20 protein-coding genes are annotated in these 22,358 nt (G+C 61.5%); 15 read left to right on the forward strand and 5 right to left on the reverse strand.

From position 1 onward, the window contains the following. The first annotated feature begins 238 nt into the window (after positions 1-238). The 3 genes from CXQ93_RS07785 (at position 239) to CXQ93_RS07795 (ending at position 2,353) form a co-directional block, all read left to right on the forward strand. A complete protein-coding gene (locus CXQ93_RS07785) occupies positions 239-880 on the forward strand; it encodes an alpha/beta hydrolase (RefSeq protein ID WP_104109895.1) in 642 nt (213 codons plus the stop codon). A gap of 10 nt (positions 881-890) precedes the next feature. After that, positions 891-1,124 carry a hypothetical protein gene (locus CXQ93_RS07790; protein ID WP_104109896.1) on the forward strand — a complete coding sequence of 78 codons (234 nt, stop codon included), beginning with the start codon at positions 891-893 and terminating at the stop codon, positions 1,122-1,124. A 326-nt stretch (positions 1,125-1,450) separates the two neighbouring features. After that, the gene (locus tag CXQ93_RS07795; protein WP_258068738.1) at positions 1,451-2,353 is read left to right on the forward strand and encodes a hypothetical protein; all 903 of its coding nucleotides are present in this window, start codon (positions 1,451-1,453) and stop codon (positions 2,351-2,353) included. A gap of 82 nt (positions 2,354-2,435) precedes the next feature. On the opposite strand, the gene CXQ93_RS07800 is transcribed toward CXQ93_RS07795, so the two are convergent. After that, positions 2,436-3,719, reverse strand: a complete 1,284-nt coding sequence (locus CXQ93_RS07800; RefSeq protein WP_256939790.1) for a DUF445 domain-containing protein — start codon at positions 3,717-3,719, stop codon at positions 2,436-2,438. A 22-nt stretch (positions 3,720-3,741) separates the two neighbouring features. On the opposite strand from CXQ93_RS07800, the gene CXQ93_RS07805 reads away from it, so the two are divergent. The 4 genes from CXQ93_RS07805 to CXQ93_RS07820 all read left to right on the forward strand — a co-directional run bounded on the left by CXQ93_RS07805 (position 3,742) and on the right by CXQ93_RS07820 (position 7,658). Next, positions 3,742-4,626: a glycerophosphodiester phosphodiesterase family protein gene (locus CXQ93_RS07805; RefSeq protein WP_104109898.1), complete on the forward strand. Its 885-nt coding sequence runs from the start codon at positions 3,742-3,744 to the stop codon at positions 4,624-4,626. 12 nt (positions 4,627-4,638) lie between these two features. Then, on the forward strand, positions 4,639-6,483 hold the full coding sequence (locus tag CXQ93_RS07810; protein ID WP_104109899.1) for a glycoside hydrolase family 15 protein: 1,845 nt from the start codon (positions 4,639-4,641) through the stop codon (positions 6,481-6,483). A gap of 87 nt (positions 6,484-6,570) precedes the next feature. Continuing rightward, positions 6,571-7,350, forward strand: a complete 780-nt coding sequence (locus tag CXQ93_RS07815) for an AzlC family ABC transporter permease (protein WP_104109900.1) — start codon at positions 6,571-6,573, stop codon at positions 7,348-7,350. Continuing rightward, positions 7,347-7,658 carry an AzlD domain-containing protein gene (locus CXQ93_RS07820; RefSeq protein WP_104109901.1) on the forward strand — a complete coding sequence of 104 codons (312 nt, stop codon included), beginning with the start codon at positions 7,347-7,349 and terminating at the stop codon, positions 7,656-7,658. Before CXQ93_RS07815 ends, CXQ93_RS07820 begins: the two co-directional genes overlap by 4 nt. Here the strand turns inward: CXQ93_RS07820 and CXQ93_RS07825 are convergent. After that, positions 7,641-8,399, reverse strand: a complete 759-nt coding sequence (locus CXQ93_RS07825; RefSeq protein ID WP_104109902.1) for a DUF5684 domain-containing protein — start codon at positions 8,397-8,399, stop codon at positions 7,641-7,643. The genes CXQ93_RS07820 and CXQ93_RS07825 overlap by 18 nt on opposite strands. Before the next feature lie 109 nt (positions 8,400-8,508). Between CXQ93_RS07825 and CXQ93_RS07830 the strand changes: the two genes are divergently transcribed. From CXQ93_RS07830 to CXQ93_RS07840, 3 genes are all read left to right on the forward strand, one after another. Continuing rightward, positions 8,509-8,841, forward strand: coding sequence for a thiamine-binding protein (locus CXQ93_RS07830; RefSeq protein WP_104109903.1), 333 nt, complete (start codon positions 8,509-8,511; stop codon positions 8,839-8,841). A 93-nt stretch (positions 8,842-8,934) separates the two neighbouring features. Next, a complete protein-coding gene (locus tag CXQ93_RS07835) occupies positions 8,935-9,435 on the forward strand; it encodes a GNAT family N-acetyltransferase (RefSeq protein WP_104109904.1) in 501 nt (166 codons plus the stop codon). Positions 9,436-9,529: 94 nt separating this feature from the next. Further along, positions 9,530-10,399, forward strand: coding sequence for a spermidine synthase (locus CXQ93_RS07840; protein WP_181036089.1), 870 nt, complete (start codon positions 9,530-9,532; stop codon positions 10,397-10,399). 120 nt (positions 10,400-10,519) lie between these two features. Here the strand turns inward: CXQ93_RS07840 and CXQ93_RS07845 are convergent, their stop codons facing one another. After that, positions 10,520-11,968 (reverse strand): amino acid permease, encoded by a 1,449-nt coding sequence (locus CXQ93_RS07845; protein ID WP_104109905.1) that lies wholly within the window; start codon positions 11,966-11,968, stop codon positions 10,520-10,522. Positions 11,969-12,159: 191 nt separating this feature from the next. On the opposite strand from CXQ93_RS07845, the gene CXQ93_RS07850 reads away from it, so the two are divergent. Beyond that, positions 12,160-12,954, forward strand: a complete 795-nt coding sequence (locus CXQ93_RS07850; protein WP_104110285.1) for an IclR family transcriptional regulator — start codon at positions 12,160-12,162, stop codon at positions 12,952-12,954. A gap of 133 nt (positions 12,955-13,087) precedes the next feature. Here CXQ93_RS07850 and CXQ93_RS07855 read toward each other — a convergent pair whose 3' ends face one another. Next, positions 13,088-14,047 carry a hypothetical protein gene (locus CXQ93_RS07855; protein ID WP_104109906.1) on the reverse strand — a complete coding sequence of 320 codons (960 nt, stop codon included), beginning with the start codon at positions 14,045-14,047 and terminating at the stop codon, positions 13,088-13,090. 444 nt (positions 14,048-14,491) lie between these two features. Between CXQ93_RS07855 and hutH the strand changes: the two genes are divergently transcribed. From hutH to CXQ93_RS07870, 3 genes are all read left to right on the forward strand, one after another. After that, positions 14,492-16,060 carry a histidine ammonia-lyase gene (gene hutH / locus CXQ93_RS07860; RefSeq protein ID WP_104109907.1) on the forward strand — a complete coding sequence of 523 codons (1,569 nt, stop codon included), beginning with the start codon at positions 14,492-14,494 and terminating at the stop codon, positions 16,058-16,060. Between the two features lie 139 nt (positions 16,061-16,199). Next, complete coding sequence (locus CXQ93_RS07865; protein WP_104109908.1) at positions 16,200-17,930, forward strand: ABC transporter ATP-binding protein; 1,731 nt, start codon at positions 16,200-16,202, stop codon at positions 17,928-17,930. Beyond that, complete coding sequence (locus tag CXQ93_RS07870; protein ID WP_104109909.1) at positions 17,930-19,960, forward strand: ABC transporter ATP-binding protein; 2,031 nt, start codon at positions 17,930-17,932, stop codon at positions 19,958-19,960. The genes CXQ93_RS07865 and CXQ93_RS07870 overlap by 1 nt, the downstream gene beginning before the upstream one ends. A 214-nt stretch (positions 19,961-20,174) precedes the next feature. Here the strand turns inward: CXQ93_RS07870 and hutG are convergent, their stop codons facing one another. After that, positions 20,175-21,128 carry a formimidoylglutamase gene (gene hutG, locus CXQ93_RS07875; protein ID WP_104110286.1) on the reverse strand — a complete coding sequence of 318 codons (954 nt, stop codon included), beginning with the start codon at positions 21,126-21,128 and terminating at the stop codon, positions 20,175-20,177. Between the two features lie 322 nt (positions 21,129-21,450). On the opposite strand from hutG, the gene CXQ93_RS07880 reads away from it, so the two are divergent. Further along, positions 21,451-22,356 (forward strand): ABC transporter substrate-binding protein, encoded by a 906-nt coding sequence (locus CXQ93_RS07880; RefSeq protein ID WP_104109910.1) that lies wholly within the window; start codon positions 21,451-21,453, stop codon positions 22,354-22,356. Positions 22,357-22,358: the final 2 nt, after the last annotated feature.

A 22,358-nucleotide genomic window follows, 5' to 3' on the forward strand; every position in this document is an offset into this window, starting at 1 on the left:
TTGATGCCGGAACCGATTCCCGTGATGCGAATCACAGGATGTTGTTTCAGATGACTTTATCTGTGTTTATCTTCGAATGTCAACACTATTCCCACATAAACGCAGAAGTTCGAGCCTGTTGTGCGAGCTCGGCCAGCACCTGCCTCATCGATCCGTGAGAAATGGCTGTATTGGGGACTCAGAACAGCCATTTCTCACGGATCGATGGAGATGTCCGGCGAACCGATAGTGTGGCGCCATGGAAACAGTCATCTGGTCCCGCCTCGAGAATGAACGCGCCGGCACTCCGCTGTTGCTGATGCTGCACGGGTACGGATCAGATGAAAGCCGCATGAGTGCGCTGTTTCCCGGCATACCAGCTGGATTCACCTGCGCCGCGCCGCGGGCACCCATGGACATCTCCGGCGACTGGGGCTGGTTTTTGCTGGACTATTTCCTCGCCAATGACTTCGCCGAAGTGGTGGGTGCGGCCACGAAAGTCCTTGCTTGGTTGGACGCCGAGATGGCTAAGCACCACTTCAGCTCCGTTTCGGTGATGGGCTTTTCGCAGGGCATGGCCATGGCGACCACTCTGATCCGCCTGCGTCCCGAGATGTTCACTGCAGGCGTGGGGCTTTCCGGATTCGTGCTGCACAACGAGCTTCTCGCCACCATGGAACCGCTGGCGCGCAAAGTGCCGTTTATCTGGGCCCGCGACCCGCAAGACCTCGTTATCAACCCGGATGCCACCGAATTCACGGCCGAATGGCTGGCCGCCAACACGGATCTGCAGCACGCCCGTTACGACGGACTAGGCCACAACACCAGTGCCGAGGAGCTCGCCGACGTCGCATCGTTCCTGACTGCGAACGTGCCCGGATCCTTCGTGCCGCGCGCCTAGTCTGGACAGCATGGCGAACCAACCAGACGGTTTCGAATTCACCACGGCGCGCGACGGCAACGTCTCCATCACCCATCACGGGCAGCCGGCAACCACGCTGCGGGGCGACGCTGCCCGAAAGTTCCTTGCCGACGTGGCTACCGCCGAGCCCCAAGCCCTCATGGCCAGGGTGACCGGCAACTACCGGCGAGGCAATGAGCGCACGGCCAAGAATCACCCGCGCAACGCACGCTCCCGGGACTGACCGGCTCGCCGCCATTCCGGGGATCGCCGGCCTAGGGGCACATTCTGCTCTCTGTGGGATGGTGATGTTGTTCCTGGCACTTCGCATCCGCGTATTGGCCCCTGCCGTGAAGGGTCCCACCCTGACGCACGACGACGGCACTCCCTTAGCGCTCGCAGGCTGACTCTGCACTGGGTGGGCTCAGTTTGGGCCGGCTGGGTTTGGTGCTCTGAGTTAGTCCTGCCGACGCAACCCAAGTTTTCCTGTCAGTGAACGGCGGCCAGGACCAGGATTGGGCGGCTACGCTGGAGACAAAGAGCTGGAGGCAAAAACAGGCAGGGGAAAACATGGCCAGCAAGGATCTCAACCGTGGGGGAATGCCGCAGGCACCGGGCTTCGCCAAACAACATGGCCCGGTGAACCCGGCCGTTCAAATGGCAGCAGGTGCTGCTTTTGATCCCAACGGCAAGCCCACTCCCGCTGTTCACGGCATGCTGTTGAAGGCCGTTGAGGTACAGCGGCCTCTGGTGCTGGCAAATCTGCGTCGCCTGCGCAAACGGCATCCCAATGCGTCCGCCTACGAACTCAGCCAGCGATTGGAACGCGACTTCCTCAACGGAGTGAGCGGTGGCGGGGCTGCTATTGGTGCCACCGCCATCATCCCGGGCATCGGCACCGTGGCGGCGTTGTCCATTTCTGCCGCGGCAACCGTGGTCTTCCTTGAAGCCACGGCGCTCTACGCGCAATCCATTGCCGAACTTCATGGCGTGCGGCTGGCGGATCCGGAAAGCGCTCAAGTCACGGTCATGGCCATTATTTTGGGTGAAGAAGGCCAAGCCATGCTGCAGGGTTTGACCGGTCATGCCTTGGGCACAGGCAAAACGCCCATGCAGGCTTGGGGCAAAACCGTCAGCAAGAGTCTGCCATTGAGCACCGTCAAAACGCTCGTGGGGCCCATGCAGAAAATGTTCCTCAAGAAGATGGCTGTTAAGGGCAGCGCCTCGGTGGTGGGCAAGGCCCTACCTTTTGGTATTGGCGCGGCCGTGGGCGGCGTGGGCAATTACATGATGGGCAAGGCCGTGATCGGCTCAGCCAACCGAGCATTTGGTCCGGCGCCCATGATGATTCCGCAGGAACTGCTGGCCGAACTCGAATCGACAGCTAAACTCCCGAAGCCGCCCAAGCTGCCCAAGCCCGTCAAGCAGAGCAAGGCGCCCAAGCCGCCGAAGCTGCCCCGGCGCCTGCGCTGAGCTGTTCTCGGCCTGTTCGCGGAATGCGGCGGTCCCAGCAGACCCTAGAAAACCCTGACAGTCAGCCCAGGCAAAGGCAGCGTTAGCCGAACACCAGCGTTGCCACGGTGAAGATCGCCAGGCCGGCCAGTGAGCCAACCACGGTGCCGTTGATGCGGATAAATTGCAGGTCCTTACCCACTTGAAGTTCGATCTTCTCGCTGGTTTCCACAGCGTCCCAGCGTTCCACTGTGTCTGTGATCAGCGAGGTGATCTCGTGCTTGTAGGTTCCTACGAGGTAGGCGGCGGCGTCGGCGATCCACTTGTTGACCTTGTCCGCCAGTTCGAGATCGGACACCAGCCGGGAGCCGAAATCATGCACGGCCGAGGTGAACTTCAGGCGCAGCTCTGAGGTGGGATCGTCCACGGCATCCGTCAGCGCCGTCTTGATGGTCTCCCATGTGCGGCCAGCCAATTCCCGTACTTCGGGGTCACCCAGAACCTGAGCCTTTATGTCTTCGGCTTTGGCGATCATGGCCGGATCATGTTGGAGCTCCTGCGCCAGATCTTTCAAGTACTTGTCCAGTTGCAGTCGGACTTCGTGGTGTGGATTGTCCTGGACGGCCCTGGCAAACTTGTAGATTTCCGTGTGGATCTTGTCGCCGACCAACCCGTCGACAAAGACCGGAACCCAGCTGGGGGAGCGGTCGGTCACCAAACCGGAGATGGTGGCATGGTTGGCCTGGATCCAGGTTGTGGATCGATCAACCAGCAGATCAACTAGAGCATGGTGGTGGCCGTCGGCAAAGATTCGCTCGGCCAGCTTGCCCACGGGCGGGCCCCACGGAGGATCCATCACATGCTTGCGGACCAATGACTCGATGACATCCTGAATGTCGTCGTCCTTCAAGACCGAAATGGCGCCACGCAGGGCGGCGGCACCCTCAGTGGTCACACGATCCGCGCTGCCGGGCTTGGTGAGCCACGCGCCCACCTTCTGCGCAATATGGGTGGTGGCCAGCTTTTGTGACACCACCTCTTCCGAGAGGAAATTGGTTTCCACAAAGTCCCCTAAGGACGCGCCAATCTCATCCTTGCGGTTCGGGATGATGGCAGTGTGTGGAATCTTCAGGCCCATGGGGTACTTGAACAGAGCCGTGACAGCGAACCAGTCGGCCAGTGCGCCCACCATGCCGCCCTCAGCCGCCGCACGGACATACGCCAGCCAAGGAAATCGGGGCTGCAAGGCGAAGGCAAAACAGAACACCACTGCCATGAAAATCAGCAGCGCCAGCGCAATGTTTTTCATGCGTTTGAGCGCCGCGGCCTTCAAAACATCCGGATGCTGAGGTGGAACTGACTGCTCGAGCCTTAGTGTTTGCGCCATGGAGTAAGCGTAGCGTGGAGCCATGACAGTTCAGATCTATGCCCACCGCGGTTCCAGCGCCGCGTTTGCCGAGCACACTCGAGCCGCCTATTTGAAGGCGCTAGCCGACGGAGCCGACGGCGTCGAATGCGATCTCCACTTGACCGCCGACGGCGAGCTTATCCTGTTGCACGACGCTGACGTTGCCCGGACTTCAAACGGGACCGGGCTCGTGTCAGAGCTGACGCTGGACCAGTTGCGCGCCCTGGACTTCAGCAGTTGGCACGGCGCCGTCATTCCGCCCGAATACGGCACCATTGCCAACCAGCTCCTCACCTTGGAGCAATTGCTAGAAATACTGTCCACTGCCGGGCGCTCTCTTGGCCTAGCCATTGAGTTTAAGTACGGGGCCACGTTTAAGCCGCAGCTGGTGGACGCCACCCTCGAAGCCCTGCGCGCTCACGGCTGGGAGCCTGAGAACTCCTCCGCCGGGAACCTGCACATCTCCTTCATGAGCTTCCATCCTGATGCCGTGAAGCACCTAGCCGAGCAGATCCCCGCCGAGCACCTGTGCCAGCTGCTAGAACACGTTCAGGCGAACGATGTCCGCGAAGAACTGGACGTCGGCCCCATCGCCGGGCACACCGTGTCGTTCTTGATGCGCCGGGCCATGAAAGAGGGAGAGGCGTTGATTGACGACGGCGTTGCGCACCTTGCTGGGCCCGGCGTCGAGTATCTGCGGGCGCACCCGGGCATCGGTGCGCGCTGGGTAGCCGCCGGTCGGGTGCTGCGCGTGTGGACGGTGGACACCGAAGCGGACTTGGCACTGTGCCTGGCGGCCGGTGTTGCGCAAGTGACAAGTAATAGGCCACGGGAAATTCGTGAGCTGGTGGGCGCGCTATCTCCTGCGGATCTTGACGCGATGTGATTGCATGGAATCATGGCATCGCGAATTGAAGACTATGCACTTTTGTCCGATCTGCACACCGGGGCCCTGATAGGCCGCGACGGAAGTATTGACTGGTTGTGCTTTCCACGCTTTGACTCACCGGCGGTTTTTGCCGCCCTGCTCGGCACCAGCGACCACGGCCGCTGGCTCATGGCGCCTGCGCACCCTGACGCAACCGTCACGCAGCGCAGCTACCGTGGGCGGACCTTCGTGTTGGAGACGCTGTGGGAAACCCCCGACGGCACCGCGCGCATCACGGATTTCATGCCGGTGGGTGACCGCCGTGCGTCCATTGTCCGCCGCATCGACGGACTCAGTGGCAGCGTTGAATTCACGCAGCGGATTACCGTCCGCCCCGGCTATGGCAAGGTCCTGCCATGGGTGCGGCGCGTCGATGAGGGTGATGAAAACGAAGCAATCGTGGCAATCGCTGGACCAGACGCAATGGTGCTGCGCGGGGATAAGCTACCTCACGCCGTCGAGCGTGAACACGCAGGCAGTTTTGTTCTCGAGGCCGGACAGCGCGTGGAGCAGGAACTGATTTGGTTCCCGTCGCACCGTCCCGTCCCAACGCCCATCAACATTGAAAAAGCACTTGAAGAGACCAGTAACTACTGGAACAAGTGGGCGGCCCGCTATAACCAAGACGGCAAGTACTCGAGCATTGTTGAACGCTCACTGTTGGTGCTGCGTGCGCTGACCCACGAGGACACCGGCGGCATCGTCGCGGCCCCCACCACCTCGTTGCCCGAGGATTTCGGCGGCGCCCGGAATTGGGACTACAGGTTCTGCTGGCTGCGGGATGCGGCCCTGACACTGGAGGCCATGCTGACCCACGGCTACGCCGACGAAGCGCTGAAATGGCGCGACTGGCTGCTGCGCGCCGTGGCGGGGGACCCTGAGGATCTGCAAATCATGTACGGGCTTTCCGGCGAACGGGATCTCAGCGAAGGGGAGCTGGGGCACCTGCCCGGCTACGAAGGCGCGCTGCCGGTGCGGATCGGCAACGGCGCTGTGGGCCAGTACCAGGCCGACGTTGTGGGCGAGGTGCTCGTGGCACTGGAGAAGCTGCGTCTGGGCGGCGGGCACGAGGACCACTTCTCCTGGCCACTGCAGCAGGCAATGCTGGGTTTCGTGGAAAAACACTTGAACGCCAAGGATCACGGCATCTGGGAGATGCGCGGGGACCTGCTCCACTTCACCCATTCACGCGTCATGATGTGGGCCGCCTTCGATTGTGGCGTCCGGGCCGTGCGCGATCACGGCTTGTCCGGGCCAGTGGAACGCTGGGAGGAACTTCGCGACGGGCTGCACGCCGAAATCATGGAATACGGCTTCAACAAGGATCTGAACTCCTTCACCCAGACCTACGGCGGGACCGCCACGGATGCGTCGCTGCTGGTCATCCCGCAGGTTGGGTTCGTGCCGTACACCTCCCCCGAGATGCTGGGCACTGTGGACGCCATGGAGCGGGAACTTGTGGACCGCCACGGGCTGATCCTGCGCTACCGCACGGAGACCGGCCTGGACGGGCTGGAGCCCGGCGAGCACCCGTTCCTGGCCTGCTCGTTCTGGCTGGTTGAGCAGTACGCGCACACAGGCCGGCGCAAGGATGCCGTGGCGCTCATGGACAAGCTGGTGGGCTTGGCCAATGACGTTGGCCTACTCAGCGAGGAATACGACATGGAGCAGGGCCGCATGGCTGGCAACTTCCCTCAGGCCTTCTCGCACTTGGCCCTGGTCCGTGCGGCCGATGCCCTCCACGGTACCGAGCAGCTGAGCCTGTCCGATGAACCGATTGACACCCACACGATGCCCATCATTGTTCCTTCCTGAGGCGGTTTTCCGACACGGATTCCTGGGGTGGTTCTTGCCATGCGGACCGACGTGAGCCCGCGGCGTGTGGCGTGAAACTATAGGGCCATGAAGCTTAGTGAGTCACCGGCAGCCAAAATTGGCCTCTCAATCTCGATTGCCACGGGACTGTACGGGATCTCCTTCGGGGCGCTTTCGGTGGCCTCCGGGCTGACACTCTGGCAGACCATGGCGCTGAGCCTGCTGCTTTTTAGCGGCGGTTCACAGTTTGCCTTCATCGGTGTGGTGGCTGGCGGCGGATCGGCGGTGGCTGCCATGAGCGCCTCGGCGCTGTTGGGTATCCGCAACGGCGTTTACGGCATGCAGATCAATGCACTCTTACGGCCCACCGGCTGGCGTCGTTTTGCCGCCGCGCACGTCACCATTGATGAATCCACGGCGACGGCCACGGGGCAGAGCGATCCGGGCGAACAAAAGCGCGGATTCTGGGTGGCCGGGCTGGGCATTTTTATTCTGTGGAACATCATGACCTGTGTGGGCGCCCTGGTTGGTGCCGCGTTGGGAGATCCCAAACAATGGGGGCTCGACGGCGCCGCAGTGGCTGCGTTCCTTGGCCTACTGTGGCCTCGCATCAAGTCGTTCCAGCCGGCCGCCATAGCCATTGTGTGTGCATTGGTAACCCTGTTGGCGGTTCCCCTGGTGCCTGCCGGAGTGCCCATTCTGGTGGCGGCCGTCGTGGCCGGACTCATTGGGTGGTTCCGCCCCACGCCCGATGCGGGCCACGACGGTGACGGACTGGAACCTGAGCTTGACCCCTATAAGCACGACGTCGGCGACATGCCCGTGCGCGAATCTGGCCCGCGTGGGCACAAAGGGAAGGAACTATGAGCCTGTGGTTTTGGCTGCTGCTTGCCGCCGCTCTGGCTTACGCCACCAAACTGCTGGGCTACCTGGTCCCGGCGAAAGTGCTGGACAATCCCAGAATGTCGCACGTGGCCGGGACGCTGACCATTGGACTGCTCGCCTCGCTCACAGTAGTGAATGCGGCTGCCAGCGGCACATCTGTGGTTCTGGACGCCCGGGTAGGGGCGTTGCTTGCGGCGGCAGTGGCACTCTGGCTCAAGGCCCCATTTTTGGTGGTGGTCCTGGCCGGTGCCGCTGCCGCTGCGGGGCTTCGACTACTGGGTTGGCCCTGAACCGTACGGGTTCTGGTTGGGATCCTGCGGCTGACCGTAAGGCTGTGACGGGGCCTGGCCGTACTGCTGGTTGGGATCCTGTGGCTGACCGTACTGCGGCTGAGCTTGTGCCTGGCCGTACTGCTGGTTGGACGCCTGTGCCTGGCCGTACTGCTGTGGGTACGCAGCGTTAGGGTCCTGCTGGCCGTACTGCTGCGTCTGTGGCTGACCGTACTGCTGAGCCGGGGCCTGAGCGTACTGCTGCTGTGCGTAGTACTGGGCGTACTGCTTCTGCTCCGGCGTCAGGTAGGAGGGACCGCGGTACTGCGCGTCTCCGTAGGAGAGGATGGCGGCGAAAACTACTGGCAGGAAGATCAATCCAACGGTGAAGCCGGTTTCCTTACCGAATGACTTGGACATGTCGTTCATGATGACAATCATCATGTAGATGTTGAAGTAAGGGATGAAAAGGAACCAAAAGTGCGACTCCGGGCGGCCCACCATCTTCACCATCATCCAAGAGTTGTAGAACGGCACAAAGGCCTTCCACTTCGGATGCCCGGCCTTGCTGAATGCTCCGGCCCAGGCGAATCCATTGATCAGCCAGGCGACTGCAAAAATGAGCAGGTAAATACCCATGATGAGCACGACCAGGCCCGCGGCATCGGCGGAGCTTATGGTGCTCTCGTAGTTGTAGTCATAGTCGGAGCTGTAGGGGTCCGGGGCAGGGGCCAGCGGAAGCGCAAGAAGGGAGGAAAGCATGACTGCCACTTTATCGGTCAGCGCAGAATGCGCCAATGGGGTGAACTACCCATAATGGAAGCTAAGTAACGGGGACAAGCCCGGAAACCTTCAAAAACAGGAGACTCTCATGATTGTGGCCTTTTCAGTAGCACCCAGCGGCACACCCACCGACGTTCCGGCAGGAACGGGCGACGACGCTTCCGTTCACACAGCCGTCGCGGCAGCGGTCAAGGTGGTCCGCGAGTCCGGCCTGCCCAACCGCACCAGTTCCATGTTCACCGAGATTGAGGGTGAGTGGGACGAGGTCATGGACGTCGTCAAGCGGGCCACCGAGGCAGTAGGTCGCTATGGAACCCGAGTTTCCTTGGTACTCAAGGCCGACATTCGACCCGGTCATACTGGTGAACTCACCGGCAAGGTAGACCGGCTGGAAGGTGCGCTGGGTGCCTTCGGCGAGTGACCGGCGTCGGACGTTAACAGAACGAGACAGTGGGGGCCGAAATTCGGCACGACGGTCTAATTCCGCCCGCACACGGGTGGAGTAGGCTGCGCTATGACCATTTTTCTGCGCGAGGCCACCGTGGCGGATGCCGAAGCCGTCATGCGCCTGCACATGCGCTGCCACGAAGAAGCGTATGGCCAGCATCTGCCATCGGAATTTTTTGACCTGCGGCGGCAAACGCTACCGGGCCGGATTGAAAACCTCGAAAAGGCCATCGTCGCCGGCCATATACCTACAGTGGCATGCGATCAACAGGGGCTGGTTGGGGTGGCAGCTGCTGGGCATAGCGAGGATCCTCGGGCACCCAAGCCCCTAGAATTGCGGATGATTTACACCCTTGAGCGGGTCTATGGACGCGGCGTCGGGCAGCTGTTGCTTGACGCTGTCATCGGCTCGAAGGCTGCCTTCCTCTGGGTGTTGGCGGACAACCCGCGCGCTCATGCGTTTTATGTCAAAAACGGTTTTGCACTGGACGGTGCCACCGATTTCATGGACGAGGCCTGGCATCGGCTCCCTATAGTCCGCATGGTCCGGGAGGCTGCGGACGAGTGAGCGCAGTGAGTTTGGGTGCGCATGACTGCGACTACGCTGGCAAGGTGACTATCTTGCCCCGCATCGTGCCCCGTCCGCCCGCCGAGAGGCCCTGATGGGCCGCAAGCGAGTACCCAAAAATGGTGCTGAAGAACCCGAGCTGCCAGTCAAGGGGGCGCCGAAAGGCCCCGTGGCCGGAAAGTTTCAGACGGACACCGGCACGGCGGAGCTGATCCCCGACGGCGACAATCCCCATGGCTGGTTGCTCATGCTCAACGGCGTCCAGAGCTCCCACGTCGACCTGGCCGACCCCTTGCGTCTGGACTTTGAATACATGCGCTGGATTATGGCGCTGGTGCAAGACCGGTGGGCTAGCAGTGAGAAGCTGCGCACGCTGAGCCTTGGCGGTGCCGCTTGTTCCATGCCACGCTACCTTGTCGCCGGCTACCCCAACTCCCGCAATGTGGTGGTGGAAATTGACGGGGCATTGGCCAATTACGTTCGCGACTGGTTCGATCTGCCCCGGGCGCCGTTGCTGAAAATTCGCGTAGGCGAGGCCCGTGAAGTGACCGAATCACTGACCGAAGCCAGCCGTGAGCTGATCATCCGCGATGTCTTTGCCGGTTCCAAAACTCCCTATGCGCTGACCACGGCAGAGTTCACAGAGGCAGCCCGCAAGGTTCTTATTCCCGGCGGCGTATATGTTGTGAATTGCGGTGACGCGCCATCGTTGACTACTGCGCGGCGGGAAGCGGCCACCATTGCCGCCGCGTTCGAGCACACCGTTATCATTGCCGATCCGGCCATGTTGAAAGGGCGCAGGTCAGGCAACATCATCATTGCCGGCAGCGATGCCCCCCTAGGAGATGGTGCCGGTCTGCCGCGCACTCTGCTTGGCGGAGCCATGCCCGCCCATCTCTGGGACGATTCCAAGGTCCGCCAGTTCGGCCGCAGCTCCGTGGTGCTCAGCGACGATATCCTGTAGGTCGAATTCTGACTCTGGACCTGGCTGGCGAGTCGCCGAGTGTCCAGATAATGCACGGTTTGACCGCTGAAACGGTGTGAAGCGTACGTTATCTGGACACTCAGCGGGGGTGGGGGCCGATCAGCGCGAGGTGGGTGCCGCCGTCGTACTTGGGTTTAAGGTGCTAGACGGTGAAGGGCTTTCATCCACAAGGACGGCCCGTTCCTGGCCTTTTCCGCGAACCCAGAGCTTGAAGGCGAGCGTCAGCAAGACCAGCCAGAGGGCTCCAACATAGAGTGCCACGCGGGTATCGGCGTAAACGCCCAGGAGCACGATCACGCCCGCCATGAAGAGGGCCGTCAGGATTGAGGCGAGCGGCCAGAGTGGGACAGGGAACGCCGAGGGGGCCAGGGTGTTGCGGGCGATCTCGCGCTTCATGGCCACATGCGATGCCAGGATCATGATCCAGACCCACACCGTGGCGAAGGTGGCGATCGAGGCGATGAGCAAGAAGACGTCCTCGGGGATGGTCGCGTTCAGAACCACGCCCGCCAGCAGCACGGCGGTCATGAGCAGCACTGTCATCCATGGCACGCCGCGCTTGGAGATGCGGCCAAAGACGGCGGGTGCGTGACCCTGGGCAGAGAGGCCAAAGAGGACACGGCCGGCACCAAAAATATCTGAGTTGATCGCCGAGAGCGCCGCGGTGATGACCACTGCGTTGAGGATGTGTGCGGCCAGGGGGATGCCCAGAGAATCGAATATCTGCACGAAGGGACTGGTTTCGCCGGTGATCTCGTTCCACGGGATCAGGGACATCAGCACGCCCAAGGTCAGCACATAGAACAGCAGGATCCGTACCGGAACCGTGTTGACGGCTGCCGGGATGGACTTGCTGGGATCCTTGGCTTCGCCGGCCGTCACGCCAATGGTTTCAATGCCGCCAAAGGCAAACATGACGACGGCGAACGCGGCTAGGAGCCCCACCCATCCGTTGGGCATGAAGCCGCCATTGTTCACAAGGTTGCCGAGGCCAGCAGCGGCCTGTGCGCCTTCCATGTGGAAGCCGAAAACGATGATCGCCACGCCCCCGGCGATCATAGCGATGATGGCGGAAACCTTGATGAGTGAGAACCAGAATTCCAGCTCACCAAAGACCTTGACGCTGAGCAGATTGATGGCGGCCAAGAAGAAAATGATGGCCAGAATCCAGATCCACCGCGGCACGTCATGGAACCAGAAGCCCATGTAGATACTGAAGGCCGTAACGTCGGCAATGGCAACAATGGCCATTTCGAAGACGTAGGTCCAGCCGGTAATGAATCCAGCCAGCGGGCCCAAGTATCGGCTGGCATATTGGCCAAAGGAGCCAGATACTGGGTGCCGGACTGCGAGTTCACCGAGCGCGCGCATCACCATGAAGACGGCTGCGCCGGCGATGATGTAGGCCAGCAGAACTGCGGGGCCTGCCTTTTGGATGGCACTTGAGGATCCGTAGAACAAGCCGGTACCGATGGCAGAGCCCAACGCCATGAAGCGAATGTGGCGGGCAGTCAGGCCGCGGGTCAGGACGGATCCATGGGATTTCATGAGTGGGCTTTCTCACGCAGCTCAGCAAGTGGGCTGCGGCACTGTTGATGTAAATCGGGTGGCCTGTGTCACCATACTGCCGATTTCGGGGCTAAAAGTGTCTTGTTTTTCCTGAAAATCTGGGATTTCAGACGCCAATATTCTATATTGTGCAAAGAGCTATGGCGATCTGCGCCAATGATGAGGGGATCATGACAATCACCGACCACAAACCCTCCAAGGTGCCTGCCGCAGAGAACACCCTGCGCATTTTGAAACTGCTTTCAGCCAAGCGGGGACCCTTGGCGGCTTCCACCATAGCTACCACCTTGGATTTGCCCCGCTCCAGCGTCTACCACCTGCTCGGCGTTATGGAGCAAAGCGGATTCGTCATGCACCTGCATGAAGAGCAGCGTTACGGCCTTGGGGTTGCCGCCTTTGAGCTCAGCAGTGCATATTCCCGGCAGGAACCGCTCTCCCGGTTGGGCCGGCCACTGCTTGCATCCCTTGTGGACAGAGTGGGTGAAAGCGCCCACCTTGCGGTCCTGCATGGGCGCGATGTTTTGTACATTGTGGAGGAGCGGGCCAAGAACCGGCCGTCTCTGGTGACAGATGTTGGGGTCCGGTTGCCCAGCCATCTCACGGCCAGCGGTCGGGCCATTTTGGCGGCGCTGCCGAAATCACAGGTCCGGGCGCTCTATCCCAATGCGGCGGCATTCAGCTCACTGACCGAGGTGCCCAACCCCATCATCAAATACTCAACCTTGTCCGGCCATTTGGATCAGGTGCGGATCCGCGGCTACTCGACCGAAAGCGGGGAAGTGAGTGACGGCTTTGGTTCGGTTGCGGCTGCTGTGACCGATCATCTTGGCTGGCCCGTGGCCGCCGTGGCCGTGACATTCCTGGAAGAAAAGGTGCCTGCTGAGCAGCGGATCAAGTTGGCCGAGCGGGTCGCCAAGGTGGCGGGGGAGCTTTCTGCGAGGATTTACGGCCGCCGCGAGGGCTGATTGGCTGCCCGGGGGTAGTTATTACCAAATGCGCCCGGTGCGCCGTGCGCGAATTGTAATAACTACCCCCGGACGCGCTGGGAACGTCCGCGGCGGTGGCGAATGGTATCGACTACCCCCGCCCCCGATCGGTTCATCTCAGCGGTATTCCGGCCTCATGTAGCAGCTGAATCAGTCGGCGAGGGTCTCTCAGGTCCGCCCAAATCCAGCGGATGACGTTGTAGCCCTTTGCCCGGAGCCGGTCTTCCCGCAACTTCTCCGCGACCACCACTTGGGCAGGAGTTCTACCTCTCAAGTATTTCTGGGAGGAGTATTTTTCGTAGCCATCGAATTCGCCGAATGTTTTCTGCTCTTCCCAGTCAAAATCTGGCCGCCCAATAAAGCCGCGATTGTCAGAAATGAGTGTTTGAAGCGCAGGTAACTTAAAGCCGTGTTCAATCATGATGGCTCGGCTTAACGATTCGCCGGCCGACTCAGACAATGGATCTGCCACGGTGAGGACCCGCTCAACGCGGCCACGTTGAGTTGCATTGGGCAACAATGCGGTGGCGGCCCGGACGTCGTCCTCGCTGAAGAATTGTTGCGGGTTGCCAGGCGATCCTGACAATGGAATTCGCTGGAGCAGTTTGTCCATCGCCGGCAACGAACCTGTCAGTGGAAGACGGACGGCAAGATCCCTCGCTGTTTGCGGTGGCGGTGTGAGAAATACGCCGAACATTTCCCACGGCGGCGGATCGCCAGCTACGGCGTTCACACGGCGCACGCCACGGTTACTTTGACCGCCACTTCGTCCAGGAGAAACAACAGTTTGAACTTCGCTTGGCACTCCGATGACTGGCAAGCCCATGATCTGAGCTGCGGATTCCCTAGCGAAAACGGGCGCGTTCTGAGCCGATTCGTGCACGGCCTGAATGCGCATCCTGTATTTTTCCCACGGTAAGAGCGAATCCCACACTTCAGTTGGCAGGTAGAGGCCGCGGTGAATTCGAAACAATTGTCCCGAGGCGGCCTGCCTGGCAAGTCTGCGGGCCGAGTATTCATCCGCGAACTTGCTTGAAGGAATGATGAACGGTGGGAGCTGGAAGGTAGCCATCGTCTAAGGTTCCGGCTCAGCTTCGTGGGGCGACAGGCCAATGCTGCAAAATGTGGATATGCCCGTACTTGCTTGGCCTGTGGAGTAATCGAAGGGGTCTTCTGCGTAGGAGCAACGGGGGTAGTTGTTACCAAATGCGCCCGTTGGGCCATGTGCGATTGGTAATAACTACCCCCGGACGTGCAGGGAATGTCCGAGGCGGTGGTGAATGGCAATAACTACCCCTGGCTGCGCGGAGAATGCACGTACGTGCTGTCGTCAAGGAGGCAGGGGAGCGTTCCGCGAGGGTCTACGCCGGCCCGAGGGCTGACTGGCTGTTCGGGCGTTCTGCGAAGCCATAACAGCATGTCTGAGATGCCGGACAGTCGGGCCGGAAAGGTGCAGATTTCCGCACGATAAAGCGGAATAGTGGGGATCAAGACTGTCACAACAAAAGGATCCGCCATGACTGCCGCCCAGCCCCACGAAGTCACTCTCTCCTCCGCCGGGGTCACCCCCGAGGACGTCATCGCCGTGGCCCGCCACAATGCCAAGGTGATGATCAGTGCGGAGGCGCTGGCCGGCGTCGAACGGGTCAGGGAACATATTGAAAAGTTGGCGCATTCCGAGACGCCCGCCTACGGCATTTCCACGGGTTTCGGAGCGCTGGCCAACCGCCACATTCCGGGGGACATGCGCACGCAGCTGCAGAAATCGCTCATCCGCTCCCACTCAGCAGGCATGGGTCCGGCTGTGGAGCGCGAGGTGGTGCGGGCGCTGATGTTCCTGCGCGCCAAAACTCTGGCCAGCGGCCGGACCGGCGTGCGCCCGGTGGTCCTGCAAACCATGGTGGATGTCCTCAACGCCGGGATCACGCCTGTGGTCCGCGAATTCGGTTCGCTGGGCTGTTCCGGTGACCTGGCGCCGCTCTCGCATTGCGCCTTGGTCCTCATGGGTGAGGGTGAGGCGGCTGGCCCGGACGGTGTCATCCGTCCAGTCCCCGAACTCCTCGCCGAGGCTGGCATTACGCCGGTGGAATTGGCAGAAAAGGAAGGCCTGGCGCTGGTCAACGGCACTGACGGCATGCTTGGAATGCTCCTGATGGCCATCGCGGACCTGCGGCTTTTACTCACGACGGCGGACATCACCGCCGCGTTGAGCGTCGAGGGGCTGCTCGGTACCGATCAGGTATTCGTGCCCGAGCTGCACATGGAGCTGCGCCCGCATCCGGGTCAGGCGGCGAGTGCCGAGAACATGCTGGCTGTTCTGGCCAACTCGCCGATCGTGGCTTCGCACAGGGTGGGCGATTCCCGGGTGCAGGATGCCTACTCGCTGCGGTGCGCCCCGCAGGTGGCCGGAGCCGCCCGCGACACCGTGGACCACGCCCTCATGGTTGCCACCCGCGAACTCGCTGCTGCGATTGACAACCCCGTGGTGCTCCCGGATGGCCGGGTCTCCTCCAACGGCAACTTCCACGGGGCACCGGTGGCGTACGTGCTGGACTTCCTTGCGATTGTGTCCGCTGACGTTGCCTCCATTGCCGAGCGCCGCACCGATCGCATGCTGGATCCGGCACGCTCGCACGGATTGCCTGCATTCCTGGCCGGCGATCCCGGCGTTGATTCGGGCCTCATGATCGCCCAGTACACGCAGGCCGGGCTGGTCTCTGACTCCAAGCGTCTGGCCGTGCCCGCCTCCGTGGACTCCATTCCCAGCTCCGCCATGCAGGAGGATCACGTCTCCATGGGCTGGCATGCTGCCCGCAAACTGCGTAAGTCCGTGGAGAATCTGCGCCGCGTCCTTGCCATTGAGCTGGTCACGGCCACCCGTGCCATTGATATGCGTACCGCCATGTCCGACGGCGTACTGGTCCCCGGCCCGGCTGGCGCCGCTGTGATTGAGGTACTTCGTGCGACGGTTCCCGGACCGGGCAGCGACCGTTTCCTCTCGCCCGAACTGGAAGAAGCTGACCGCCTAGTGGGCTCCGGAGCCATCCGTGACGCCGCTGAGCAGGCCACGGGTCCGCTCCACTAGCCTGCACCTCGATGTGGCGGAGCGCGGCACCTCGCGCATCTGAAAGATTCCTCTGGAATGTCTTTCGACAGTGCAAGCCCAAAGGTGTTTAATATTTGGTACGTTGTGATTCAAACGTATATTCGAATGGAATCCTTTCTTGAAACTCTTCCGTCTGGCCGTCCATCACGCAAAACCGTACTGGGCCTGGGTTATGGCCGTGCTGGTGCTGCAACTCATTTCCACCATCGCGGCACTGTACCTGCCCAGCCTCAACGCCCAGATCATTGACCAAGGCATTTCCAAGGGTGATACCGATTTCATTTGGTCCACCGGCGTGACCATGATCGTGGTGTGCTTTGTCCAGGTAATTTCGGCCATTGGTGGCATCTACTTCGGCGCCCGCACGGCCATGGCCATAGGTCGGGACCTGCGCCGTGAGGTCTACCATCGGGTCAACGCCCTCGGCGCCCTGGATGTGAGCCGCTTCGGCACGGCCACGCTGATCACGCGCAACACCAACGACGTCCAGCAGGTCCAGATGCTGGTGCTCATGGCGTTGAACTTCATGGTTTCCACTCCCATCATGTGCATTGGCGGGATCATCATGGCCCTGCGCGAGGACGTGGGCCTGTCATGGCTGCTGTGGGTTTCAGTGCCGCTGCTTTTCATTGTGGTGGGCTTTCTGGTGGTTAAGCTGCTGCCGCTGTTCCGCGAAATGCAAGACCGGATCGATACCGTCAATGGCGTGCTTCGCGAGCAGATCACCGGCATCCGCGTTATCCGTGCCTTTGTTCGCGAGAAGTTTGAGGCGCAGCGCTACCGCGAAGCCAACATGGACCTGACTCGTGTTTCGGTTCGTGTGGGCAACTTGTTTGTGCTCATGTTCCCCGTCATCATGATGATCCTGCATCTGGCCACCGCCGCCGTGCTGTGGTTTGGTGGGCACCGGGTCGACGCCGGATCCATGCAGATTGGGTCCCTCACCGCATTCCTGCAGTACCTTCTGCAGATTCTGGTGGCCGTCATGATGGGCGTCTTCATGGTCATGATGATTCCCCGCGCCGCCATCTCCGCCGAACGCCTCGATGACGTGCTCACGGCCGAGCCGAGCCTGAAGGTACCGTCGGCTCGAGAGCTCCCGGTGACTCACGCCGTCGAATTTTCATCGGTGTCCTTTGGGTATCCCGGTGCCGAGCGGCCCGTGTTGAATAACATTTCGTTTACCGCTGAGGCGGGAAAAACGACGGCGATTGTCGGCTCCACTGGTTCCGGCAAGTCCACGCTGTTGAACCTCATACCCCGCCTTTTCGATCCGCAGGACGGTTCGGTGCGCATTGGCGGCGTGGACGTCAGCGAGCTCAGTCGCAAGCAGTTGGCGGAGCTCGTGGGCCTGGTGCCCCAGAAGCCGTACCTGTTCTCCGGATCTGTGGCGAGCAACCTGAAGTTTGGCCGCCCCGACGCGGACGATTCCGAGCTGTGGGAGGCGCTTCGCGTGGCCCAGGCCAAGGACTTTGTGGAAGAGAAGCCCAAGCAGCTGGCCACACCCATCGCCCAGGGCGGCACCAACGTCTCCGGGGGGCAACGGCAGCGGCTATGTATCGCCCGTGCGCTCGCGGCCCGCCCGCGCATTTATCTCTTCGACGATTCCTTCTCGGCCCTCGATGTAGCCACCGATCAGCGGCTGCGCGAATCCCTGCACGGCGCCACGGCGGGGGCCACCATGATCATTGTGGCTCAGCGCATCTCCACCATCCGGGAAGCCGACCACATCATTGTGCTCGACGGCGGCGAAATAGTGGGCGCAGGCAACCATGACGAGCTGCTCGAAAGCAATGAAACATACCGCGAAATTGTTGAATCTCAGCTCAGCATTGAAGGAGTGTCCTGATGGCGCGCAAAGCAAAGGACGCGAAGTCCTTGGAGCAGGCGCCGGAGCTGGACGCGCTAGAAGAGGACCTGATCCCCGAGTACAAGCCCAGCGAGGCTGACGGGGACATGTTTGGTGGCACGCCCGCCAAAAAAGCCGAGCACTTCTGGCCGTCAGTGAAGCGGCTCGTGGGGTTGTTGCGCCCCGAACGGTTCATGTTCTCCGTGGTCATCGCCCTGGTCACAGCCTCCGTGGTGCTGACAGTCATTGCCCCGAAGATCCTAGGCAAGGCCATGGACGTCATCTTCAACGGCGTCATCGGCTCGCAGCTGCCCGCGGGTGTCCCGCTCGAGACGATCATTGCCGGCATGCGTGCCGAGGGTAACAACCAAATGGCGGACATGCTCGCCAAAACCAACCTTGTGCCCGGTGCCGGGATCGACTTTTCCCAACTGAGCCGGTACATCATCTTTGTGCTGGCCCTGTATATGGTGGCCTCAACGCTCATGTGGCTGCAGGGCTACCTACTCAATGCCCTCGTGATGCGTGTGGTGTTCCGCCTGCGCGAGGACATTGAACGCAAGCTCAACCGCCTGCCGCTGGGCTACTTTGACACCAGGCAGCGCGGAGACCTGATGTCCCGGGTGACCAACGACGTCGACAATATCCAGGCAGCGCTGCAGCAGGCGTTCTCGCAGCTGGTGCAATCCGCACTGACTGTCATCGGCATCGGTGTCATGATGTTCATCGTCTCGTGGCAGCTGGCCCTGATTGCGTTGATTGCCCTGCCGCTGTCTGCCATTATTGCCGGTGTCATTGGCACGCGCTCGCAGAAGCTTTTCGCCGCCCAGTGGAAGCACACGGGTTCACTTAACGGACATATTGAGGAGACCTTCTCCGGCCTGGAGCTGGTCCGCGCCTATGGCCGTGACGAGGAAATGCTGGCCGAGTTCGACGAGCGCAACGATCACCTTTTCAAGGCAGCCTTCGGGGCACAGTTTGTCTCCGGCATGATCATGCCGGCTATGCAGTTTGTCTCCTACCTCTCTTACGTGCTGGTCGCCGTCGTGGGCGGATTGCGCGTGGCAACAGGCGGCATGACGCTCGGTGACGCCACAGCGTTCATCCAGTACTCGCGTGAGTTCTCCCAGCCCATTGGCGAGATGGCCGGCATTGCCAACATGATCCAGTCCGGCGTAGCCTCCGCCGAGCGGACGTTCGAGATCCTTGACGCCGAGGAGCAGGACGAGGAACAGGATTCGGCGCTGTTGCCGGCCCAGACCGACGGTCATGTGAAGTTTGAGAACGTCTCATTCAGCTATTCGCCTGACACCCCGCTGATCCGGGATGTCTCCTTCACGGTGCAACCGGGTCAGACCGTGGCCATTGTTGGTCCCACCGGAGCTGGCAAGACTACTTTGGTGAACCTCGTGATGCGCTTTTACGAGCTCACGGGAGGGCGTATCATGCTCGACGGCGTGGACACCCGTGAGCTGTCCCGGGAGCAGGTGCGTGCCCAAGTTGGCATGGTGCTCCAGGATGCCTGGCTCTTTGAGGGCACCATTCGCGAGAACATTCGCTACGGGCGTCTGGACGCCACCGACGAGGAGATTGTTGCCGCCGCCGAGGCCACCATGGTGGACCGGTTCGTCCGCCAGCTGCCTGACGGCTACGACACCGTCATTGATGCCGACGGCGGAACGGTCTCGGCCGGCGAACGCCAGCTGCTCACCATTGCCCGCGCGTTCATTGCGAAGCCGTCGCTGCTGATCCTGGACGAGGCCACATCCTCCGTGGACACCCGCACCGAACTTCTGGTCCAGCACGCCATGGCGGCACTGCGCACGGACCGGACCTCATTCGTGATCGCCCACCGCCTCTCCACCATCCGCGACGCCCACACCATCTTGGTCATGGAAGACGGCGACATCGTGGAACACGGCAACCATGAGGAACTGCTCAAGCGCCGCGGCGCGTACTACGACCTCTACATGACGCAGTTCCAAGGCGGCCACGGCCTAGAAGACGAGGTAGCCGCAGAGGTCCACTGAGGGTAGAGCGGCGGACCGGTGGCTCGGCCCAGAACGGCCGGGCCACTCGAGGGCAGTAAGATTTCTGCGGCCGCGGGCGGCCTTGCTAAGAGATTTCCGAGGGTTCCCCGCTGAGCTTGCGAAGCGAGGGAAGGAAATCACGCCATCCCCGCTCCGAGGCCCAACCGCCCGAAGCCACAAGCCGTTTGGGAGGCACCGCCGACCTCTCGCGGGCTTACCGCAGCAGGGTGTCGATGAGGCGGGCCGCTACTTTGGCTGTGCGGTTGTCGATGTCGAACTCCGGGTTCAGTTCCGCGACGTCGAAGTGGAAGAGCTTCCCACTCGCGGCCACTTGGCGGCACACGGCCACAATGACCGGTAGCGGCACGCCGTAGGCCGCGGGGGCGCTGACACCGGGCGCCGTTTCGGCTGGCAGCACGTCCAGATCAATGGTCAGGTACACGATGTCTACGGTCTCCAGGAACGAGTCCACAAACGCGTGTGTGCGTTCCGCCGAGCAGTCCTCGTCCAGCAGATACTTCACGTCCAGCTCGTGCGCCGTCTCGAAGAGGGCGCCCGTGTTGTTGGGCTCGCTGATGCCGACGACGGCGTAATTCAGTTCGCGGTCGGCGGCTGCTTCCGCGTGGGCCATCTGACGAAACGGCGTGCCCGAGCTGGGTGCCGGCGCGTCACGCAGGTCAAAGTGCGCGTCCAGGTTCAGCACACCCAGCCGCGCACCGTTGGCCACCGCTGCAGTTCCTGCCACACCCAGGTAGCTGGCAAACGCGGTTTCGTGGCCCCCGCCCAAGACCACGGTGAGGTATCCGTCGTCGAGCATGGACGTCAGGGCAGTGCCCAAGCGGGCCTGGCCAGCCTCTAGCTCGTCTCCGGTGACCACTATGTCCCCGGCATCGGCCACTGAGCGGCTCCCATGGAACGCCAACGAGCCCAGTGCGGCTCGGATGGCGGATGGGCCACCGGCAGCGCCGGTACGACCCAGGTTGCGGGCTACACCGGCGTCGGAGCGGAAGCCGATCAACGCAGCCGGCCCGGGGAGTGCGGCATCCACTGCGGGGGCCGCTGTTGCGGACACCGTCTGCCACCAGCGGCGGTGGGTGGGGGAGTCGCCGTCGTTCCTTCCAGTCCACTGGGTGGGCGGTACATCAACGGCAAGTGAAGAAATGTTCATGGTTCCAGCAAACCGCAGCCGCCCGCTGAAAGCCATACGCAGGGCCAACGGAAGGTCTCGCATGGCAGACACCCCAAACCGCCGAGCGAGGGGGACTTGTCCGGTGCCAATCGCGGCGGCCCGTCAAGTCGGTCAGGCGTACCTGTATGTTTAGGGACAGCGGGTCGCGCGGTGTGAGCCAGGTAACTAGCGTCACGGTTGATGTGTCGCAAGTCCCTAGGCCGTTGTGGACGTTTTGAATATCGCCATCCAACCAAGTTGTGCCAGTTCGCTGACATCAATGTTGATTCAGTGACTCACAATGACAACTTAAGGATTACCCATGCGCCGCACTTACGCATTTCCCGCCATCGTTGCCGTAGCCGCACTCATGCTGACCGGCTGCGTTGACAACAGTGATTCCACGTCAGGTGGCGGTAGCTCATCGTCCCCGACTGACGGTGCCACGATCAAGAAGAACGAAGCAATCGCAGCGGAGCTGCCGGAAAAGATCAAGAGCTCCGGTGTCCTCAATGTGGGAATGGCCAACAACTACCCGCCCAACGAGTTCAAGGACGCCAACGGGGAACCCGCAGGGTGGTCGGTGGATTTGACGAATGCGCTGGGCCAAGTATTGGGTCTGAAGGTCAATTTCGACATTGGCACGTTTGACAACATCCTGCCGTCGATCAACGGCGGCAAGGATGACATGGGCATGTCATCCTTCACGGACACCATCGAGCGTGAAAAGCAGGTCGACTTCGTCAACTACTACTCGGCCGGCATCCAGTGGGCATCGCAGACCGGCAAGGCCGTGGATCCCAACAACGCCTGCGGCCTAAAGGTAGCGGTGCAGGCCACCACCTACGAGGACACACACGAGGTCCCCGCCAAGTCCAAGGCGTGCACGGACGCGGGAAAGCCCGCCATTGAAATCTTCAAGTATGACGCGCAGGACCAAGCAACTAATGCCCTAATCGTGGGACAGGTTGACGCCATGAGCGCCGACTCGCCTGTCACCTTATACGCGATCTCGAAGACGGAGAAGAAGCTTCAAACGGCCGGTGACGCCTTCGAAGTTGCCCCTTACGGCATCCCCGTGGCCAAGGACTCCGCCTTCACGCCGGTCCTGCAGAAGGCCCTACAGTCCCTCATCGACGACGGTTCCTACACCAAGATCCTTGAGAAGTGGGGCGTGGAAAGTGGCGGAGTGGAGACGGCCGCCATCAATGTGGCTGCGAAGGGTTAGCC

This window comes from Arthrobacter sp. N199823, from assembly GCF_002929705.1.
Classification (GTDB): Bacteria; Actinomycetota; Actinomycetes; order Actinomycetales; family Micrococcaceae; genus Specibacter.

Excerpts from the sequence above, each read along its gene's own strand:
- CXQ93_RS07785 (WP_104109895.1), top strand. The coding sequence starts at position 239 with ATGGAAACAGTCATCTGGTCCCGCCTCGAGAATGAACGCGCCGGCACT.
- CXQ93_RS07790 (WP_104109896.1), top strand. The coding sequence starts at position 891 with ATGGCGAACCAACCAGACGGTTTCGAATTCACCACGGCGCGCGACGGC.
- CXQ93_RS07795 (WP_258068738.1), top strand. The coding sequence starts at position 1,451 with ATGGCCAGCAAGGATCTCAACCGTGGGGGAATGCCGCAGGCACCGGGC.
- CXQ93_RS07800 (WP_256939790.1), bottom strand. The coding sequence starts at position 3,719 with ATGGCGCAAACACTAAGGCTCGAGCAGTCAGTTCCACCTCAGCATCCG.
- CXQ93_RS07805 (WP_104109898.1), top strand. The coding sequence starts at position 3,742 with ATGACAGTTCAGATCTATGCCCACCGCGGTTCCAGCGCCGCGTTTGCC.
- CXQ93_RS07810 (WP_104109899.1), top strand. The coding sequence starts at position 4,639 with ATGGCATCGCGAATTGAAGACTATGCACTTTTGTCCGATCTGCACACC.
- CXQ93_RS07815 (WP_104109900.1), top strand. The coding sequence starts at position 6,571 with ATGAAGCTTAGTGAGTCACCGGCAGCCAAAATTGGCCTCTCAATCTCG.
- CXQ93_RS07820 (WP_104109901.1), top strand. The coding sequence starts at position 7,347 with ATGAGCCTGTGGTTTTGGCTGCTGCTTGCCGCCGCTCTGGCTTACGCC.
- CXQ93_RS07825 (WP_104109902.1), bottom strand. The coding sequence starts at position 8,399 with ATGCTTTCCTCCCTTCTTGCGCTTCCGCTGGCCCCTGCCCCGGACCCC.
- CXQ93_RS07830 (WP_104109903.1), top strand. The coding sequence starts at position 8,509 with ATGATTGTGGCCTTTTCAGTAGCACCCAGCGGCACACCCACCGACGTT.
- CXQ93_RS07835 (WP_104109904.1), top strand. The coding sequence starts at position 8,935 with ATGACCATTTTTCTGCGCGAGGCCACCGTGGCGGATGCCGAAGCCGTC.
- CXQ93_RS07840 (WP_181036089.1), top strand. The coding sequence starts at position 9,530 with ATGGGCCGCAAGCGAGTACCCAAAAATGGTGCTGAAGAACCCGAGCTG.
- CXQ93_RS07845 (WP_104109905.1), bottom strand. The coding sequence starts at position 11,968 with ATGAAATCCCATGGATCCGTCCTGACCCGCGGCCTGACTGCCCGCCAC.
- CXQ93_RS07850 (WP_104110285.1), top strand. The coding sequence starts at position 12,160 with ATGACAATCACCGACCACAAACCCTCCAAGGTGCCTGCCGCAGAGAAC.
- CXQ93_RS07855 (WP_104109906.1), bottom strand. The coding sequence starts at position 14,047 with ATGGCTACCTTCCAGCTCCCACCGTTCATCATTCCTTCAAGCAAGTTC.
- hutH (WP_104109907.1), top strand. The coding sequence starts at position 14,492 with ATGACTGCCGCCCAGCCCCACGAAGTCACTCTCTCCTCCGCCGGGGTC.
- CXQ93_RS07870 (WP_104109909.1), top strand. The coding sequence starts at position 17,930 with ATGGCGCGCAAAGCAAAGGACGCGAAGTCCTTGGAGCAGGCGCCGGAG.
- hutG (WP_104110286.1), bottom strand. The coding sequence starts at position 21,128 with ATGAACATTTCTTCACTTGCCGTTGATGTACCGCCCACCCAGTGGACT.
- CXQ93_RS07880 (WP_104109910.1), top strand. The coding sequence starts at position 21,451 with ATGCGCCGCACTTACGCATTTCCCGCCATCGTTGCCGTAGCCGCACTC.